This is a genomic window from Vogesella sp. XCS3, from assembly GCF_020616155.1.
Taxonomy (GTDB): Bacteria; Pseudomonadota; Gammaproteobacteria; order Burkholderiales; family Chromobacteriaceae; genus Vogesella.
In genome coordinates, this window is record NZ_CP085530.1 from 2,047,108 (window position 1) to 2,064,527 (window position 17,420).

The 17,420-nt window shown below is 56.9% G+C and carries 18 protein-coding genes and 1 tRNA gene; 4 read left to right on the forward strand and 15 right to left on the reverse strand.

The features are described 5' to 3' along the window. The first annotated feature begins 34 nt into the window (after positions 1-34). Together LCH97_RS09720 and purB are read left to right on the forward strand one after the other, a co-directional pair. Positions 35-934, forward strand: coding sequence for a RimK family alpha-L-glutamate ligase (locus LCH97_RS09720; protein ID WP_227301551.1), 900 nt, complete (start codon positions 35-37; stop codon positions 932-934). A gap of 72 nt (positions 935-1,006) precedes the next feature. Next, a complete protein-coding gene (gene purB / locus LCH97_RS09725) occupies positions 1,007-2,377 on the forward strand; it encodes an adenylosuccinate lyase (protein WP_017508266.1) in 1,371 nt (456 codons plus the stop codon). Between the two features lie 151 nt (positions 2,378-2,528). Here the strand turns inward: purB and LCH97_RS09730 are convergent. The 6 genes from LCH97_RS09730 to LCH97_RS09755 all read right to left on the reverse strand — a co-directional run bounded on the left by LCH97_RS09730 (position 2,529) and on the right by LCH97_RS09755 (position 6,687). Continuing rightward, positions 2,529-2,605, reverse strand: a tRNA-Met gene (locus LCH97_RS09730). Positions 2,606-2,653: 48 nt separating this feature from the next. Continuing rightward, positions 2,654-3,472: an undecaprenyl-diphosphate phosphatase gene (locus LCH97_RS09735; RefSeq protein ID WP_227301552.1), complete on the reverse strand. Its 819-nt coding sequence runs from the start codon at positions 3,470-3,472 to the stop codon at positions 2,654-2,656. Positions 3,473-3,543: 71 nt separating this feature from the next. After that, on the reverse strand, positions 3,544-4,149 hold the full coding sequence (locus LCH97_RS09740) for a thiol:disulfide interchange protein DsbA/DsbL (protein WP_227301553.1): 606 nt from the start codon (positions 4,147-4,149) through the stop codon (positions 3,544-3,546). 15 nt (positions 4,150-4,164) lie between these two features. Continuing rightward, positions 4,165-4,779 (reverse strand): SPOR domain-containing protein, encoded by a 615-nt coding sequence (locus tag LCH97_RS09745; protein ID WP_227301554.1) that lies wholly within the window; start codon positions 4,777-4,779, stop codon positions 4,165-4,167. 114 nt (positions 4,780-4,893) lie between these two features. Then, entirely contained in the window at positions 4,894-6,408 is a 1,515-nt protein-coding gene (locus tag LCH97_RS09750; RefSeq protein WP_227301555.1) for a YifB family Mg chelatase-like AAA ATPase, read from the reverse strand. A gap of 6 nt (positions 6,409-6,414) precedes the next feature. Continuing rightward, the gene (locus LCH97_RS09755; RefSeq protein WP_227301556.1) at positions 6,415-6,687 is read right to left on the reverse strand and encodes an accessory factor UbiK family protein; all 273 of its coding nucleotides are present in this window, start codon (positions 6,685-6,687) and stop codon (positions 6,415-6,417) included. A 248-nt stretch (positions 6,688-6,935) separates the two neighbouring features. On the opposite strand from LCH97_RS09755, the gene glnK reads away from it, so the two are divergent. Both glnK and LCH97_RS09765 read left to right on the forward strand, forming a co-directional pair. Next, positions 6,936-7,274 carry a P-II family nitrogen regulator gene (glnK, locus tag LCH97_RS09760; protein WP_017510221.1) on the forward strand — a complete coding sequence of 113 codons (339 nt, stop codon included), beginning with the start codon at positions 6,936-6,938 and terminating at the stop codon, positions 7,272-7,274. Positions 7,275-7,297: 23 nt separating this feature from the next. Beyond that, on the forward strand, positions 7,298-8,605 hold the full coding sequence (locus tag LCH97_RS09765; RefSeq protein ID WP_304956706.1) for an ammonium transporter: 1,308 nt from the start codon (positions 7,298-7,300) through the stop codon (positions 8,603-8,605). Positions 8,606-8,685: 80 nt separating this feature from the next. On the opposite strand, the gene LCH97_RS09770 is transcribed toward LCH97_RS09765, so the two are convergent. The 9 genes from LCH97_RS09770 to LCH97_RS09810 form a co-directional block, all read right to left on the reverse strand. Next, positions 8,686-9,117 carry a ClpXP protease specificity-enhancing factor gene (locus tag LCH97_RS09770; RefSeq protein WP_227301557.1) on the reverse strand — a complete coding sequence of 144 codons (432 nt, stop codon included), beginning with the start codon at positions 9,115-9,117 and terminating at the stop codon, positions 8,686-8,688. 94 nt (positions 9,118-9,211) lie between these two features. Next, positions 9,212-9,814: a glutathione S-transferase N-terminal domain-containing protein gene (locus tag LCH97_RS09775; protein ID WP_026108187.1), complete on the reverse strand. Its 603-nt coding sequence runs from the start codon at positions 9,812-9,814 to the stop codon at positions 9,212-9,214. Positions 9,815-10,047: 233 nt separating this feature from the next. After that, positions 10,048-10,809, reverse strand: a complete 762-nt coding sequence (locus LCH97_RS09780) for a cytochrome c1 (RefSeq protein WP_227301558.1) — start codon at positions 10,807-10,809, stop codon at positions 10,048-10,050. Between the two features lie 13 nt (positions 10,810-10,822). Next, entirely contained in the window at positions 10,823-12,160 is a 1,338-nt protein-coding gene (locus LCH97_RS09785) for a cytochrome bc complex cytochrome b subunit (RefSeq protein WP_227301559.1), read from the reverse strand. A 15-nt stretch (positions 12,161-12,175) separates the two neighbouring features. Continuing rightward, entirely contained in the window at positions 12,176-12,760 is a 585-nt protein-coding gene (gene petA, locus LCH97_RS09790; RefSeq protein ID WP_147682542.1) for a ubiquinol-cytochrome c reductase iron-sulfur subunit, read from the reverse strand. Positions 12,761-12,885: 125 nt separating this feature from the next. After that, a complete protein-coding gene (locus LCH97_RS09795) occupies positions 12,886-13,632 on the reverse strand; it encodes a Nif3-like dinuclear metal center hexameric protein (protein ID WP_227301560.1) in 747 nt (248 codons plus the stop codon). A 151-nt stretch (positions 13,633-13,783) separates the two neighbouring features. Continuing rightward, positions 13,784-15,427, reverse strand: coding sequence for a chaperonin GroEL (groL, locus tag LCH97_RS09800; protein WP_147682540.1), 1,644 nt, complete (start codon positions 15,425-15,427; stop codon positions 13,784-13,786). A gap of 47 nt (positions 15,428-15,474) precedes the next feature. After that, a complete protein-coding gene (gene groES, locus LCH97_RS09805) occupies positions 15,475-15,762 on the reverse strand; it encodes a co-chaperone GroES (RefSeq protein ID WP_017510212.1) in 288 nt (95 codons plus the stop codon). Between the two features lie 228 nt (positions 15,763-15,990). After that, a complete protein-coding gene (locus LCH97_RS09810) occupies positions 15,991-17,406 on the reverse strand; it encodes an FAD-dependent oxidoreductase (protein ID WP_304956707.1) in 1,416 nt (471 codons plus the stop codon). Between the last annotated feature and the right edge of the window lie 14 nt (positions 17,407-17,420).

Sequence of the window (17,420 nt, forward strand, 5' to 3'; positions counted from 1 at the left end):
CGCCCGTTTTTCATGCGGATGTGAAGGGTGTTTGATGCAATACGATATCGTTGTCCTGACCGACCACGCCTTACTGCAGCAAGATGAAAACGATTGGTACAGCCGCCAGGTTCATCTGGAAGATGGTCTGGTAGCAAGCGCACTGGCAAAGCTAGGCCTGAAGGTTGGCCGCAAAGACTGGGCAGAATACGGCTATGACTGGGCACAATGCCGAGCCGCCGTGTTTCGTACTACCTGGGATTACTTTCACCGCTTTGACGAATTTGCCCCCTGGCTAGCCAAAGTCAGCCAGACCACCCGCCTTTTCAACGAGGCCGGGCTGATCCACTGGAACCTCGACAAGCATTATCTAGCCGACTTGCAACTAGCCGGTATCAATACCGTGCCTACCTGCTATATCGAAGTGGGCGATACCCGCACACTGTCACAAGCACTAACCCAGAGCGGCTGGCAAGAAGCCATCCTGAAACCGGTGATTTCCGGTGCCGCCCGCCATACCTACCGGCTACAAGCCGATGGTGCCGCCGCACTGGAGTGCACTTTTGCCGAGCTTATCCAGCAGGAAGCCATGATGCTGCAGCCGTTCCAGCACGACATCCTGACGCAAGGCGAGCTGTCACTGATGGTCATCGACGGCCAGTACACCCACGCCATACGCAAAACAGCCAAAGCGGGTGACTTCCGCGTGCAGGACGACCATGGCGGTACCGTGCACCGTTACGAGGCCAGCGCCGAGGAAATCCGCTTCGCCGAAGCTGCAGTGGCAGCCGTACCGTTTGATGTGCTGTACGCCCGGGTGGACATGGTGCGCGACAACCGCGGCCAACTTGCCATCATGGAGCTGGAAATGATTGAACCCGAGCTGTTCTTCCGGTTCAAACCGGAAGCAGCCGACCTACTGGCCGCGGGTATTGCGCGCCGGCTGGCCAACTGAGCCCGCACTGAAGATTTCTTTTTGAAGCAACCGGCCAGCCTGCGCTGGCCAGCAACCTGGAAGCACTGAGTGATGAACCTGACCACGCTGACCGCCCTTTCCCCGCTCGATGGCCGCTATTCCGGCCAAGCCGAACCGCTGCGCACCATCTTCTCCGAATACGGCCTGATGAAAGCCCGTATCAAGGTAGAGCTGGAGTGGCTGAAAATGCTGGCTGCCGAGCCGGGCATCGAGGAGGTAAAGCCGTTCTCTGACGCCACCATCCGCGAAATCGACGATGTCATCGCCAACTTCTCCATCCAGCACGGCGAAGAAGTCAAAGCCATCGAAGCACGCACCAACCACGACGTAAAAGCCATCGAGTACTGGCTGAAAGAGCGCCTGTCCGGCAACCCGGAAGTGATGGCTGCCAGCGAGTTCATCCACTTCGCTTGCACCTCGGAAGATATCAACAACCTCAGCCACGCCCTGATGCTGAAAACCGCGCGCAATACCGTGATGCTGCCGGCGCTGGACGAGGTGATCACCAAGCTGAGCCAGCTGGCACACGACCAGGCTGCCGTACCGATGATGTGCCGCACCCACGGCCAACCTGCCACCCCGTCCACCATGGGTAAAGAGCTGGCCAACGTGGTTTACCGCCTGAAGCGCCAGCGCGAGCAGCTGGTAAAACAGGAACTGCTGGGCAAAATCAACGGCGCCGTGGGCAACTACAACGCCCACATCGTGGCCTACCCGAACGTCGACTGGGAAAGCCTGGCAGGCCGTTTTGTCAGCGGCCTGGGTCTCACCTTCAACCCGTACACCATCCAGATCGAGCCGCACGACTACATGGCCGAGCTGTACCAGACCCTGAGCCGCGTGAATACCATCCTGATCGACCTGGACCGCGACATCTGGGGCTATATCTCGCTGGGTTACTTCAAGCAGAAGGTAAAAAAAGACGAAGTGGGCAGCTCCACTATGCCGCACAAGGTGAACCCGATCGACTTCGAAAACTCGGAAGGCAACTTCGGCCTGGCCAACGCCATCCTGCAGCATCTGGCAGAAAAGCTGCCGGTGTCCCGCTGGCAGCGTGACCTGACCGACTCCACCGTATTGCGCAATATGGGCGTGGGCTTTGGTTACACCCTGCTGGGCTTCAAGGCACTGATGAAAGGCCTGAACAAGCTGGAAATCAACCCGGCCATGCTGACATCCGACCTGGACGCCACCTGGGAGCTACTGGCCGAACCGATCCAGACCGTGATGCGCCGTTACGGCGTACCTAACCCGTACGAGCAGCTGAAAGAGCTGACCCGTGGCAAAGACGGTGTCACCCGTGACACCTTGGCAGCATTCATCAAAGGCCTGGAGATTCCAGAGGCAGAGAAAGTACGCCTGCTGGCGCTGAGCCCGGATAGCTACCTGGGTAAGGCAGAAGAGCTGGCTCGCCGCATCTGATGCCCCTGGCTGCCGCGCATGTCGTGGTAGCCACCAAAACACAAAACCCCTTTCAATATGAAAGGGGTTTTGCTTTTACATCGACAGTGCACAGAGTCGCGCGCGCATGAAAAAAGCCGTTAATCAAGGATTAACGGCTTTTTTTGAAACTTGGTTGCGGGAGCAGGATTTGAACCTACGACCTTCGGGTTATGAGCCCGACGAGCTACCAGACTGCTCCATCCCGCGACAGAGAGAACGCATAATAGACGATCCCTATAATAACGTCAAGCCTTTTTATACGTGCCAGGCCACCAAGCCAAAATACCATGTCGCCAGAATCACCAAACCAAACACAATGCGATACCAGGCAAAAATCTCATAGGTATGGTTGGCCACAAACTTGACCAAGGTACGCACTGCCAGCAAGGCACTCAGGAAGGCCGCCACAAAGCCGACGGCAAACATGGGGAAGTCGGCCATCGATAGCAGGTCGCGGTGCTTGTACAGGTCGTACACAGTCGCGGCAAACATGGTCGGCACAGCCAGAAAGAAGGAAAACTCGGCAGCTACTTTGCGATCCAGTCCAAAGAACATGCCGCCGATGATGGTAGCACCGGAACGGGAAGTACCCGGGATCATGGCAATCACTTGCGCCAGCCCCACCTTCAAGGCATCGCGGCCGCGAATATCATCCACCGTATGGATACGCGCTACCTGCTGACGACGCTCGGCAAAAAGAATCACCAAGCCACCGATGATCAGTGCGGTGGCGACGCTGATCGGGTTAAACAGATGCGCCTTGATCTGCTTGATAAACAGCAGCCCGATTACCGCCGCAGGCAGAAAAGCAATCAGCAAGTTGGCCGCAAAACGCTGCGCCTTGGCATCATGGGTAATGCCGGTGGCGAGCGAGACAAAACGTTCCCGGTACTGGAACAGCACCGCCAGAATGGCACCAAACTGGATAGCAATCTCGAAGACTTTGCCTTCGTTCTGGAAGTTGATCAGATCCCCGACCACAATCAGGTGGCCTGTACTGGATACCGGCAGAAACTCGGTCATCCCCTCGACAATACCCAAGAGCAGCGCCTTGGCGAGCAATAGAAAATCCACAGAGAACCTTTTGTACTTAAGTAAAGAAAACAGGCCGCCCATCACGGGGCGGCCTGCTATGTCACCGCAGCTTACTTGCCGCGCGCCTTGATGATCAGCTCATCAACAACCTGCAACAGGCGGGCAGGCTCGGCTGCCATGGTAGCGTACTTGCCGGCCACGACAATGGTAGGGGTACCCTGGATAGCATAGTCGCGGGTCATTTTACTAGCGCGGCCAACCTGGGCATTGATACCAAAAGATTTATACGTCTGCATGAAGGCCGTGACGTTCACGCCAGGCTGTGTTGCCAGCCACTTGCCCAGTGCAGCTTCGTCAGCCAGGTTGATCTTTTGCTCTACCATGGCCTTCAGTGCCGGGGCATGCAGCTTGTCCAGGGTCTTGGTGGCATTAAAGGTAGCAAACAGACGGGCCAGCGGCTCCATCTGCGCACCCCAGACAATCTGCTCACGACGGAAGCTTACATTGGCAGGCAGCTTTTTGGCCCAAGGCGCCAATACCGGCTCCAGATGGAAGCAATGTACGCAGTGATAAGAGAAGAACTCGATCACCTCCACTTTGCCAGGCGTCGCCACCGGTTGGGGCTTGGGCAGAACCGTGTAGTCTTTACCTTCCACAATCGCGGCATGGGCAAAGCCGGTAAGGGTAAACATCAGGGCAAGCAACCACTTCTTCATGACAGATCTTTCGTCTTATTTAGCAGGTAATTTTACAAGCGACGCGTCAACACCTTCCTGACGCAGGCGGGCCTTCAATGCATCGACATCTTCCTGACGCTCGAATGGCCCGATACGCACACGGTGTACCAAGCCTTTTTCGGGCAGGTTAAGCGACTGGATCTTGGCTTCCACCCCCATCAATGCCAGCTTGGCTTTCATATTGTCTGCATCGCTTTCCGACTGGAAAGCGCCGGCCTGCAAGAACAGGCGTGGCAGCGCTGGGGGCTGCGCCGCATCTGCCGGCTTGCCATCCTGCTGGATAGCTTCCTGCTGACCAGGAAGAATCTTGTAGAAATCAAAGCGCTGCCCGTCCGCATCCGCCGGCGCTGGCTTTGCTGGTACCGCAGCAACAGGTGCCGAGGCCGGCACCACAGCCGGCACCGCTACCGGCGCGGGCACAGGTACCGGTGCAGCCGTAGTGGCAAGCTTGGCACCCGGCTCAAGCAGCTCGGCAGCAGGCAAAGAGGCTTCCTCTTTGCCCTGCATCTTTTCGAGATTACTGAAAGGCGTAGAGGCACGATTCAGGTACATGGTCATGCCTACGGCAATACCCACACCGACAATTAGCCCTACCAGCACGCCAGTCATCAAACCACCACTACTCTTGCCAGCTGGCGCACTACGCCCCCCTGCTCGGGAGGTATGCTTCAAATCTCTGTTACTCATAAGCCCACTATATTAATTTTAATCTTGCCATGCTGTTTACTTGCCCGCGGCAAAGCCGGCCAACCCTCGCCGGAACTGTACCGCCTGCAGGATATGCTGGCGTGACACTTCCTGGCTTCCCGCCAGATCGGCCAGTGTGCGCGCCACACGCAATACGCGGTGATACGCACGGGCTGACAAATCCAGTTTTTCCAGTAGCTGATTGAGCTGCTGCTGCAAGACTGGCGACAAGGCACAGTGCAAAGCGAGCTCGGCAGCTTGCAAACTGGCATTGCTCTTGCCCTGACGCTGCCACTGACACTGCCGGGCGGCATCTACCCGCTCACGCACCCGCGCGCTAGACTCGCCAGCGGGTAACGTCTGCAACTCGTCAAGCGAGAGCGACCCGACTTCTACCATCAAATCAAACCTGTCCAGCAACGGACCCGACAGTTTACCCCGATAGCGCAAAACCTGCTCCGGCGTACAGCGGCAAGTGCGACGCGCATGCCCCAGGTAGCCACAAGGGCAAGGGTTCATGGCGGCCAACAGCTGGAACCTGGCCGGATAACACACCTGACGCGCGGCACGGGATATATGAATCTCTCCAGTCTCAAGAGGTTCCCGTAAGACCTCCAGCACTTTGCGGTCAAACTCGGGCAATTCATCCAGAAACAGTACGCCATGATGCGCCAGCGTGATCTCGCCCGGGCGCGGATCTGACCCGCCGCCCACCAACGCCACCGCGGAAGCGGTGTGATGCGGGTGCCGATAGGGCCTAACGCACCATAAACGCACATCAAAGCCTTGGCTGCCCAAAGACTGCACAGCAGCACTCTCTAGCGCCTCATCTTGGCTCATTGCCGGCAAAATGCCGGGCAAGCGTGCGGCCAACATGGACTTCCCCGTACCCGGAGGGCCCTGCATCAACAGGCTATGCCCACCGGCAGCGGCCACTTCCAATGCCAGCTTGGGCAAGCCCTGACCTTTCACCTCGTCCAGATCGGGATAAACCACCTGGCCTTGCCATCCCTCGGGATAAACGGTGCGTTCCAGCAGGCTGATGCCTGATAGATGTGCACAAACTTCTACCAAGCTATCCGCAGCATAGATCTCGACCCCCTGCACCAAGGACGCCTCTATTGCACTACTTCTGGGCAGGATAAAGCGCCTGCCACTACTACGTGCCGCCGCCACCATGGCCAATGCACCACGAACAGGCCTGAGCTCCCCGCCCAAACCAAGCTCACCGGCCAATTCGTAGCCGGACAACACATCTAGTGGCAGCTGGCCATCTGCGGCCAACAATGCCACAGCAATGGGTAAATCAAAACGGCCCGACTCTTTCGGTAAGTCGGCAGGCGCCAGATTCACCGTAATGCGACGGGCCGGAAAATCAAAACCGGACTGGATGATCGCAGCGCGCACCCGTTCGCGACTTTCCTTTACCTCGGTATCCGGCAACCCTACCAGGGTAAAGGCGGGCAGGCCGTTAGCCAGGTGCACTTCGACCGCCACCTCGGGTGCACTGATGCCGGCAAGCGCGCGGCTCAAGCAGACCGCGAGCGACATACAGATCTAGCTAGGGTCAGCCTGCGCATCCGTACTGGCCGGCGTGGCGCTTTGCGTTTCGAGCTGCACCAGACGGAGCTCCAGCTCGGTCAGCTGAGCCCGGGTTTGCGCCAGCACTTCCTGCTGGATATCAAACTCTTCACGCGTCACCAGATCCATACGGCTGAACGTTGCAGCCATCATGGCTTTCACGTTCTTTTCCAGATCTTTAGCCGGGCTGGCAGCGATGGTTTCGGAGATTTTATTGCTGATTTCGTCGAACAGTTTCTGACTGAGCATGATGACGCCTTGACTTTGGCATGATGAATGCAGGGCAGTTTAGCAAAAAGTGCCCTCCCCTGCATAAGCGCAGACGCACCATTACCGAGCAAGCCCATCTTAAAGCGTGCAACATAGCAAGAACGTATCGAATACAGAAATGGAAATTGCTGCAATTGATTGAAATATAAAGAAAATACAACTCTGGCACAGTTCATGCATAGGCAGATTTGTCACACTCACTCATTACTGAGCACCAAGGAGCCAACATGAAACTGGTCAGCGCCATTATCAAGCCCTTCAAGCTTGACGAAGTCCGTGAAGCCCTTTCCGCCATCGGCGTGCAAGGTATTACCGTTACCGAAGTGAAAGGTTTTGGCCGCCAGAAAGGCCACACAGAGTTATACCGTGGCGCAGAATATGTCGTGGACTTTCTACCGAAGGTCAAACTGGAAATTGCCATTAGTAACGAGCAGCTGGATCAAGTAGTTGAAGCCATCGAAACAGCCGCCCGTACCGGCAAAATCGGTGATGGCAAGATCTTCGTCTACGATCTGGAGCAAGTGGTTCGTATCCGTACCGGTGAAACTGGCGCCGACGCCGTTTAAGCCTCTGCTGAAAGGACAATAAAATGAGCAAGAAACTACTCTCGCTAGCAGCACTCGGCGCACTGTGTACAGCTTTTCCGGCGCTGGCCGATGGCGCGCCAACCCTAGTGGAAACCAAAGTCATCAGCGCGGGTGATACCGCCTGGATGATGACCTCCACCGCGCTGGTTCTGTTCATGACCATCCCTGGCCTGGCACTCTTCTACGCCGGCATGGTCCGCAAGAAAAACGTGCTGGCCACCCTGATGCAGAGCTTTGCTATCTGCGCGCTGATTACCGTGTTGTGGACCGTGGTGGGCTACAGCTTGGCATTCACCCCGGGCAACAGCCTGATTGGCGGCCTGGATCGCATCCTGCTGGACGGTATGCTGTACCTGAAAGATGAAGGCAAGCTGACCGTACACCCACTGGCTGGCACCATCCCGGAAGCCGTATTCATGATCTTCCAGATGACCTTTGCCATTATCACGCCAGCACTCATTACCGGTGCCTTTGCCGAACGCATGAAGTTTTCCACCATGCTGGTCTTCATGGCGCTGTGGTCTCTGCTGGTTTATGTACCGGTAGCGCACTGGGTATGGGCACCCGGCGGCTGGATGTTTGACCACGGCGTACTGGACTTTGCTGGTGGTACGGTTGTCCATATCAACGCGGGTATTGCCGGCCTGGTAGCCGCGCTGGTTCTGGGTAAACGCGTCGGTTTTGGCCGCGAAGCCATGCCCCCGCATAACCTGGTACTGACGCTGGTGGGCGCATCCATGCTGTGGGTTGGCTGGTTCGGCTTCAACGCCGGCTCCGCTGTAGCCGCTGATGGCCGCGCCGCCATGGCCATGGTCGTGACCCAAGTTGCTACCGGCATGGCCGCCCTGTCGTGGATGGCAGCCGAGTGGATCGCCAAAGGCAAGCCCTCGGTGCTGGGTATTGTGTCCGGTGCTGTTGCAGGCTTGGTAGCCATTACCCCGGCAGCGGGTTTTGTCGATGCCAAAGGTGCACTGGCAATTGGCTTGATCTCTGGTGCCGTGTGCTACTGGAGCGCAACCTCGCTGAAACACATGCTGAAGTACGACGACTCACTGGATGCTTTTGGTGTACACGGCGTAGGCGGCATCATCGGCGCACTGTTGACCGGTATCTTTGCAGTAAAAGAAATTGGTGGTGTGGAAGGCAATCTGATGACCCAGGCGGTAGGTGTAGGCGCTACCGTAGTGTATTGCGCCATCGTGACCTTTATCCTGCTGAAACTGCTGGATATGGTGATGGGTCTGCGTGTGAGCGAAGAAGAAGAGCGCGAAGGCCTGGACGTAGTACTCCATGGCGAGCGCGTAGAATAAGCAGCCTGGCCAAGCGTCGAACTTGGCCGCAAAATAAAACCGCCCGGGCTTACCGGGCGGTTTTTTCATGGGCGCACTGTTTAGCTGCGACGCCCTGGAAACGTGATGACCTTCGCCCCTTGCGGCGCAGCATCGGTAGCAGGCTCGGCCGGGGTAGCGGTCACCTCGGCAGCGACAGATGGGCGCACCGCCGTGTCTGCGAGCTTCTCCAGCTCAAAGCCCATACCTTCACCAGAGTCGCGTGAAAAGATGGACAGCACATTACCGACAGGCACCCAGATTTCACGCGAGATACCACCAAAGCGCGCCGAAAACGAAATCCAGTCATTTTCGATACTCAAGCCCTGCGTAGCACCGTAGCCAACATTGAGCACGATCTCGTTGTTCTTCACAAACTCCATCGGCACCTGCACATTCTCGTCGACCCACACCACCATATAAGGTGTCTGCCCCTGATCGGTGCACCACTGATGAATGGCACGAATCAGATAAGGCCTGGTACTGGCTGTCATGGGGAATTCCTCTGCTGGCAATATGAAAACAGGCCAGCCAGCTCTACGGCAGCAACCCTGCCATAAAGCCTAGCCGGCCTGCCTGGTAATGCTATTACTTGCGCATGGCCTTTTCTGCAGGCGTCAGCGAGTCGATAAACGACTGGCGCTGGAACAGGCGCTCGGCGTATTTCAGGATAGGCGCTGCGTTTTTACCCAGGTCAACACCATAGTGCTCCAGACGCCACATCAGTGGCGCAATGGCAACGTCGATCATGGAGAATTCGTCACCCAGCATGAACTTCTGCTTGGCGAAAATCGGCGCGATGGTTACCAGGCCATCACGAATAGCTTCGCGGGCTTTATTGGCTTCTTTGCCGCTAGCACCGTTTTCCAGCGTTTTTACGTGCACAAACAGCTCTTGCTCGAAACGGAACAGGAACAAACGGGCACGCGCGCGCATCACCGGGTCTGCCGGCATTAGCTGCGGGTGCGGGAAACGCTCGTCGATGTATTCGTTGATGATATTGGATTCATGAAGAATCAGGTCGCGTTCTACCAGCACCGGAACCTCGTTATACGGGTTCATCACGGCCAGATCTTCAGGCTTGTTGTGAATATCCACATCAATGATCTCGAAGTCCATGCCCTTCTCGAACAACACGATGCGACAGCGTTGGCTGAAAGGACAAGTACTACCAGAGTAAAGGGTCATCATGAGGCATTCATTCCTTAAACAGGCTTGTTGATCAAATAACGTGCAATTCTAGCACCTTTGACCCACCACTTTCCACAAAAGTTGCATAAGTCAATGAATAAAAAGAGAAATATCAAAAAACCAATCTGTAGAAAACAGGAAAAGCACACTCCGGCACGCGGAATACAAAAACCCCCTTCGCGAACGAAGGGGGTTTGGCTGGCAGCATCAAGCCGCCCCACTTGGCACATGGCTTAGTGGATGTCTTTCCAGTATTCCTTCTTCAGGAAATAGGCGAAAGGCAACAGCAGCAAGAACAGATACAGCAGTACGGTGTAACCCACCTGATGGCGCTTCACTTGTACCGGCTCACCGATATAAACCAGGAAGTTGGTCAGGTCGGCCATACGCTTGTCAAACTCGGCGGTATTAGCCTTGCCGTTTTCCAGCTTGGTCAGCGTGCCGGCATTCACCAGCTCCAGCTTGTGCTCTTCATGACCGTCTGCGCCTTTATGGGTACGCAGCTCTTGCTCACCTTGCCATTCCCACAGGATGTGCGGCATGCCCACCTTGTCGAATACCAGGTTGTTCCAGCCGGTTGGGCGGCTAGGGTCACGATAGAAGCCACGCAGGTAGCCGTACAGGTAGTCGGCACCACGCGAGCGCGCAATCACGGACAAGTCCGGGGGTGTTGCACCAAACCAGGCCTTGGCATCTTTCTTGTCCATGGCCACGTTCATTTGCTCGCCGATCTTGTCGGTAGCAAACATCAGGTTGGACTTGATCTGCTCTTCGGAAAGGCCAATGTCAGTCAGACGGTTATAGCGCATGGCGCTGGCCGAATGGCAGGACAGGCAGTAGTTCACAAAGGTCTGTGCGCCACGCTGCAAGCTTTCGGTATCCTGGATGTTGATTGGTGCTTTTTCGAGGGCAGGGCCTTCGGCAGAAGCAAACGCACCAACAGCAGGAACCATGAGGGCTACGGCGGCAACCAGTTGACGGATAGTCTTGTTCATAGTGCCCCCTCTATCAGATGAATTTTGCAAACAGGGTAGCGGCCACCAGCGTTACTGCCACCAGTACCACAAAGCGTACCTGGCGAGCTGGAGTGCTCATGGTCACACGGGTCGGAACCGGTGTAGTACCCACGTCGTTCTTGGTATAGAACGGCATGCCCAGGAAGAACGCAAAATAGATAAAGGAGAACAGCTGAGCCACGATGGTGCGCAGGTTGGTGGACGGCAGTGCACCCAGAATACCCAGACCGATAAAGGCGGTAATGAACAGGGTCAGCATGATCTTGAACTTAGGACCACGATAACGGATTGACTTCACCGGGGACTTATCCAGCCACGGCAGGAAGGCAATCAGCACTACGGCAGCACCCATTGCCAGCACGCCCCACACCTGGGTACCGGCAAACGACGGTACTGCGCGCAGAATCGCGTAGAACGGGGTGAAGTACCATACCGGCGCAATATGCGGCGGGGTCTTCAGCGGATCAGCCTGGTCGAAGTTCGGATGTTCAAGGAAGTAACCACCCATTTCCGGCGCAAAGAACACGATCGCGGAGAAGACAATCAGGAACACTGCCACACCCAGAACGTCTTTGACGGTGTAGTAAGGGTGGAACGGAATGCCATCCAGCGGCTTACCGTCTTCACCTTTCAGTTTTTTGATTTCCACGCCGTCAGGGTTGTTGGAACCCACTTCGTGCAGGGCGATCAGGTGGGCTACTACCAGAGCCAGCAGAATCAGCGGTACAGCAATTACGTGCAGGGCAAAGAAGCGGTTCAGCGTCGCATCGCCCACCACGAAGTCACCGCGGATGAATACCGACAGATCCGGGCCGATAACCGGGATGGAAGCAAACAGGTTAACAATCACCTGCGCCCCCCAGAACGACATCTGGCCCCACGGTAGCAGATAGCCCATGAAGGCTTCAGCCATCAGCACCAGGAAGATCAGGGTACCGAATACCCAGACCAGCTCGCGCGGCTGCTTGTAGGAACCGTAGATCACGCCACGGAACATATGCAGGTAAACCACGACAAAGAACATGGATGCGCCAGTGGAGTGCATGTAGCGGATGATCCAGCCACCTGCCACATCACGCATGATGTATTCCACCGAAGCAAACGCCACCGGGATGCCAGCGCCGTTCAGCGTGCCATCCGGCTTGTAGTTCATGGTCAGGAAAATACCGGTAACGATCTGGATCACCAGCACCAGCAGTGCCAGGGAGCCGAAGAAGTACCAGAAGTTAAAGTTTTTTGGGGCGTAGTACTCGGTGACGTGCTCTTTCATCATCGAGGACAGCGGGAAACGCTCATCCACCCAATTGAGGATTTTTTGGCCAGTGCTCATGTATTTTCCCCTCGCTTACTTGTCATCGCCGATCAGCAGCGTGGTATCGGTCAGGTACTTGTGCGGCGGGATTTCCATGTTCTTTGGCGCCGGCACACCGTTGTAGACACGGGCAGCCAAGTCAAACTTGGAGCCATGGCATGGACAGTAGAAACCGCCAACCCATTTCGGGCCCAGGTCGGCAGGCGCCAGGTCCGGACGGTGGGTCGGAGAACAGCCCAGGTGCGTACAGATACCCACGGCTACCAGTACTTCCGGCTTGATGGAGCGGGTCGCATTCTGGCAATACGCCGGTTGCTGCGGCGCTTCCGATTTCGGGTCCAGCAGATCGCCTTCGATAGTCGACAGGTTTTTCAGCTGCTCAGGTGTACGGGACAGAACCCATACCGGCTTGCCACGCCATTCGACGTTGATCTTCTGGCCCGGCTCCAGCTTGCTGATGTCCACTTCTACTGGCGCACCTGCAGCCTTGGCACGCTCAGAAGGTGCAAAGCTCATCAAAAACGGGACAGCCACACCGGCTGCCGCCACACCACCAACCGCGCTGGTGGCCACCGTCAGAAAACGACGGCGCCCCGCATCAACGTGTTGTTCACTCATTACAGTCATCCTCAAACGTGGAAACCGAGCTATAAACTTGAAACTTTACAATTCTACCCGATTCCATGAGGGAACTTGAAGCGCATATGCGACAAATCGCCTCATTGACAACAGGGGCTTAGTTTTCAAACCGGGTTAAAGAGATCGATAAATTGCACATCCAGGGCAAAATCATGCGCCAGCCACTCGCCTAGCGCCTTTACACCATAGCGTTCGGTGGCATGATGGCCCGCCGCGATGAAGCTTACGCCTGTTTCATTGGCCAAATGCTGATTTTGCTCAGACACTTCGCCAGTAATGAACACATCCACCCCCAAAGCGATGGCTTGTTCGAAATAACCCTGCGCGCCACCGGTACACCAGGCCACATGCTGCACGCTACGCGTCTTGTCCCCTAACAGTAGTGCGTCGCGCCCCAGGTTGCGGCCAACTTGCTCGCACAAAGCCTCTGCAGTAGTGCACTGCGCCAGCTCACCGGTCCAGATCAGCGGCTCAGTCACGGACGGAGCCCCATTCTGCAAGCCCAACACTTGGCCCAGCTGCGCGTTATTACCCAGCTCCGGGTGCGCATCCAGTGGCAGGTGATAGGCAAACAGGTTGATGTTGCTGCGCAACAACGCCGCAATACGCTGGCGCTTGATGCCGGTAATGGGCGCTGCCTCGCTTTTCCAGAAGTAACCGTGATGCACCAGAATGGCATCGGCTTGCCGGCGGATGGCTTCGTCAATCAAGTCTTGCGAGGCAGTGACGCCGGTTACCACGCGGCGGATCTCGTCGCAGCCTTCCACTTGCAGCCCGTTCGGGGCGTAATCCTTGAAGCGCCACGGCTCCAGCTTGCCGTCCAGCGCTTTGAGCAAATCTGATCGTTTCATGTTGACGCTCCGCGAGATAAAGCCGGCATTGTGCCAGACTGCACGGGCAAAACAATGCGGCCACCCTGCTGAAAGGTTGGCCGCATTGCCGTAGCACATAAAAAACCCCGCACCGTAGTGCGGGGTTCTGGCTTCGCAGTAGCGAGGCAGCTTACATCATGCCGCCCATACCACCCATACCACCCATACCGCTCATGTCTGGCATGGCAGGCTTGTCTTCCGGCAGTTCGGCTACCATGCAGTCGGTAGTCAGCATCAGGCCGGCTACGGAGGCTGCGTGTTGCAGCGCGGAGCGGGTTACTTTGGCTGGATCCAGCACGCCCATTTCCAGCATGTCGCCGTATTCGCCGGTAGCGGCGTTGTAACCGAAGTTACCTTTGCCTTCCAGCACTTTGTTTACCACTACAGATGGCTCGTCACCGGCGTTCTGCACGATCTGGCGCAGCGGGGCTTCGATGGCTTTCAGTACGATCTTCACGCCGGCAGCCTGGTCGGCATTGGCGGTTTCCAGATCGGCCAGGGTGGAACGGGCACGCAGCAGGGCTACGCCACCGCCAGGCACCACGCCTTCTTCAACGGCAGCACGGGTAGCGTGCAGCGCGTCTTCCACGCGGGCTTTCTTCTCTTTCATTTCCACTTCGGTAGCTGCACCGACCTTGATCACGGCAACACCGCCAGCCAGCTTGGCTACGCGCTCTTGCAGTTTTTCACGGTCGTAGTCGGAAGTAGCGGCTTCGATCTGCTGACGGATCTCGGCAACACGTGCCTGGATCAGCGCGGCATCGCCTGCACCATCGATGATGGTGGAGTTCTCTTTACCCACTTCAACGCGCTTGGCTTGGCCCAGCATGTCCAGGGTCACTTTTTCCAGGGTCAGGCCCACTTCTTCTGCAATCACGGTGCCGCCGGTCAGGGTAGCGATGTCTTGCAGCATGGCCTTGCGACGGTCGCCGAAGCCTGGCGCCTTCACGGCAACCACTTTCAGGATGCCACGGATGGTGTTCACTACCAGAGTAGCCAGCGCTTCGCCTTCTACGTCTTCAGCGATGATCAGCAGCGGGCGGCCGGACTTGGCCACTTGCTCAAGTACTGGCAGCAGGTCGCGGATGTTGGAGATTTTCTTGTCGAACAGCAGGATGAACGGATTATCCAGTGCGGCAATCTGTTTTTCCTGGTTGTTGATGAAGTACGGGGACAGGTAGCCGCGGTCGAACTGCATGCCCTCTACTACGTCCAGCTCGTTCTGCAGCGATTTGCCGTCTTCAACGGTGATCACGCCTTCTTTGCCGACTTTTTCCATTGCAGTAGCAATGATTTCGCCGATATCGCTATCGGAGTTGGCGGAGATGGAGCCAACCTGGGCGATTTCTTTGGTGGTGGCGCAAGGCTTGGCGATCTTGGCGATCTCGCCTACCAGCGAGATAACGGCTTTGTCGATACCACGCTTCAGGTCCATCGGGTTCATGCCGGCAGTCACGAACTTCATGCCTTCGTGCACGATAGCCTGGGCCAGTACGGTAGCGGTGGTGGTGCCGTCACCGGCAACGTCGGAAGTCTTGGAAGCGACTTCTTTCACCATCTGGGCGCCCATGTTTTCGAACTTGTCTTTCAGTTCGATTTCTTTGGCAACGGATACACCATCCTTGGTGATGGTCGGGGCGCCGAAGGAGCGGTCCAGTACCACGTTGCGGCCTTTCGGGCCCAGAGTCACTTTAACGGCGTCAGCCAGAATGTTGACACCCACTACCATTTTTGCGCGGGCGGAATCGCCGAAGCGTACGTCTTTAGCTGCCATGCTTGAAATTCTCCAGAATCAGTTTGATAAGAGGGATGCGGCCCGGATTACTCAACGATGCCCATCACGTCTTCCTCGCGCATAACGAGGAGCTCATCACCGTCAACCTTGACGGTTTGGCCGGAATACTTGCCGAAGATAACCTTGTCGCCAACTTTCAGCTCCAGCGCACGGCGATCGCCGTTTTCCAGGATCTTGCCGTTGCCTACGGCAACGACTTCACCCATGTCTGGTTTTTCAGCTGCGGCGCCCGGCAGAACGATGCCGGAGGCGGTTTTTTCTTCAGCCTCGAGGCGCTTGATAACAACACGATCGTGCAGAGGACGAATTGCCATTTGACTCTCCTAATAGCAGTGGCTGTTGAAAGATGATTACCTATCAATTCAGCGATAGCGGACAGGTGCATTAGCACTCTGCCCTGACGAGTGCTAATCATAGGGACGGCATAGCCGGTTTTCAAGAGGGGGCCGGCCAAGATTTTTACAGTTTGCCACCGCCGGAAATGACAAAGCCCGCCATGTGGCGGGCCGGGCAAGGTTGGCCGCAAGGGCCACTGGCGCGTTTTACCAGACTTGCAGATAAGCCAGCATGCCTTCTGCAGCCTGGCGGCCTTCAAATACCGCACGCACTACCAGGTCGGCACCGCGCACCTGGTCACCACCCGCAAAGATTTTCGGGTTGCTGGTCTGGTGCTTGAACTGGCCATTGGCCGGGGCCACGGTACGGCCCTGCGCATTGCTGGCAATGCCCTGGCGTTCGAACCAGCTAGCGGCTTCTACCTGGAAGCCAAAAGCCACGATAACGTGATCGCACTCGATGACCTCTTCGCTGCCTGGCACGATCTCGGCATTACGACGGCCTTTGGCGTCCGGCGCGCCCAGGCGGGTTTCAGCCAGTTTCAGGCGCAAGCTGCCATCGGCTGCCTGCTCTACGCCCATAGGCTGGCGGTTCCACAGGAACTCCACACCCTCTTCCTTGGCATTGGCCACTTCGCGCTTGGAGCCCGGCATATTGGCCTCGTCGCGGCGATAGGCACAGATCACCTTGCTGGCGCCCTGGCGGATGGAGGTGCGATTGCAGTCCATGGCGGTATCGCCACCACCGAGCACTACCACTCGCTTGCCGGCCATGGATAGTGGTGCATCGCCGGCAGGCAGCGTATCCATGCACTGGCGCACGTTGTTGATCAGGAAAGGCAGCGCTTCCAGCACGCCAGGCAGGCTTTCGCCTTCAAAACCACCCTTCATGTACTTGTAGGCGCCCATGCCCATGAACACGGCGTCGTACTGCTCCAGCAGCGCCTCGATTTCGACATCGCGACCCACTTCGGTATTTAGCTGGAAGGTCACGCCCATGCCTTCCATGATCTCGCGGCGGCGTTGCACCACGCTCTTTTCCAGCTTGAACTCGGGGATGCCGAAAGTCAGCAGGCCGCCGATTTCTTCGTAGCGGTCGATCACTACCGGGCGTACGCCGTTACGCACCAGCACGTCGGCACAGGCCAGGCCAGCAGGGCCGGCACCAATGATGGCAACCTTCTTGTCGGTCCACACCACTTTGGACATATCCGGGCGCCAGCCGGCTTTGTAGGCTTCATCGGTGATGAATTTTTCTACGCTGCCAATGGTCACGGCGCCAAAGCCACCCTGCTCCAGCGTGCAAGCGCCTTCGCACAGGCGATCTTGCGGGCAAACGCGGCCGCAGATTTCCGGCAGGCTATTGGTCTTGTGCGACATCTCGGCCGCCTCGAACAGCTTGCCTTCCTTCACCAGCTTCAGCCAGTTAGGAATGTAGTTGTGCACCGGGCACTCCCACTCGCAGTAAGGGTTGCCACAGGACAGGCAGCGGCCGGCCTGGTCTGTCGCGTCCACCGCGTGTAGCGGGGTGTAAATCTCTTTGAATTCGATCTTGCGCACGGCAACTTCTACTTTGTCGCCCGGGTTGCGCGAGAGCTTCATGAACTGGAAAACGTCACCCATGATCACTTGTCCTT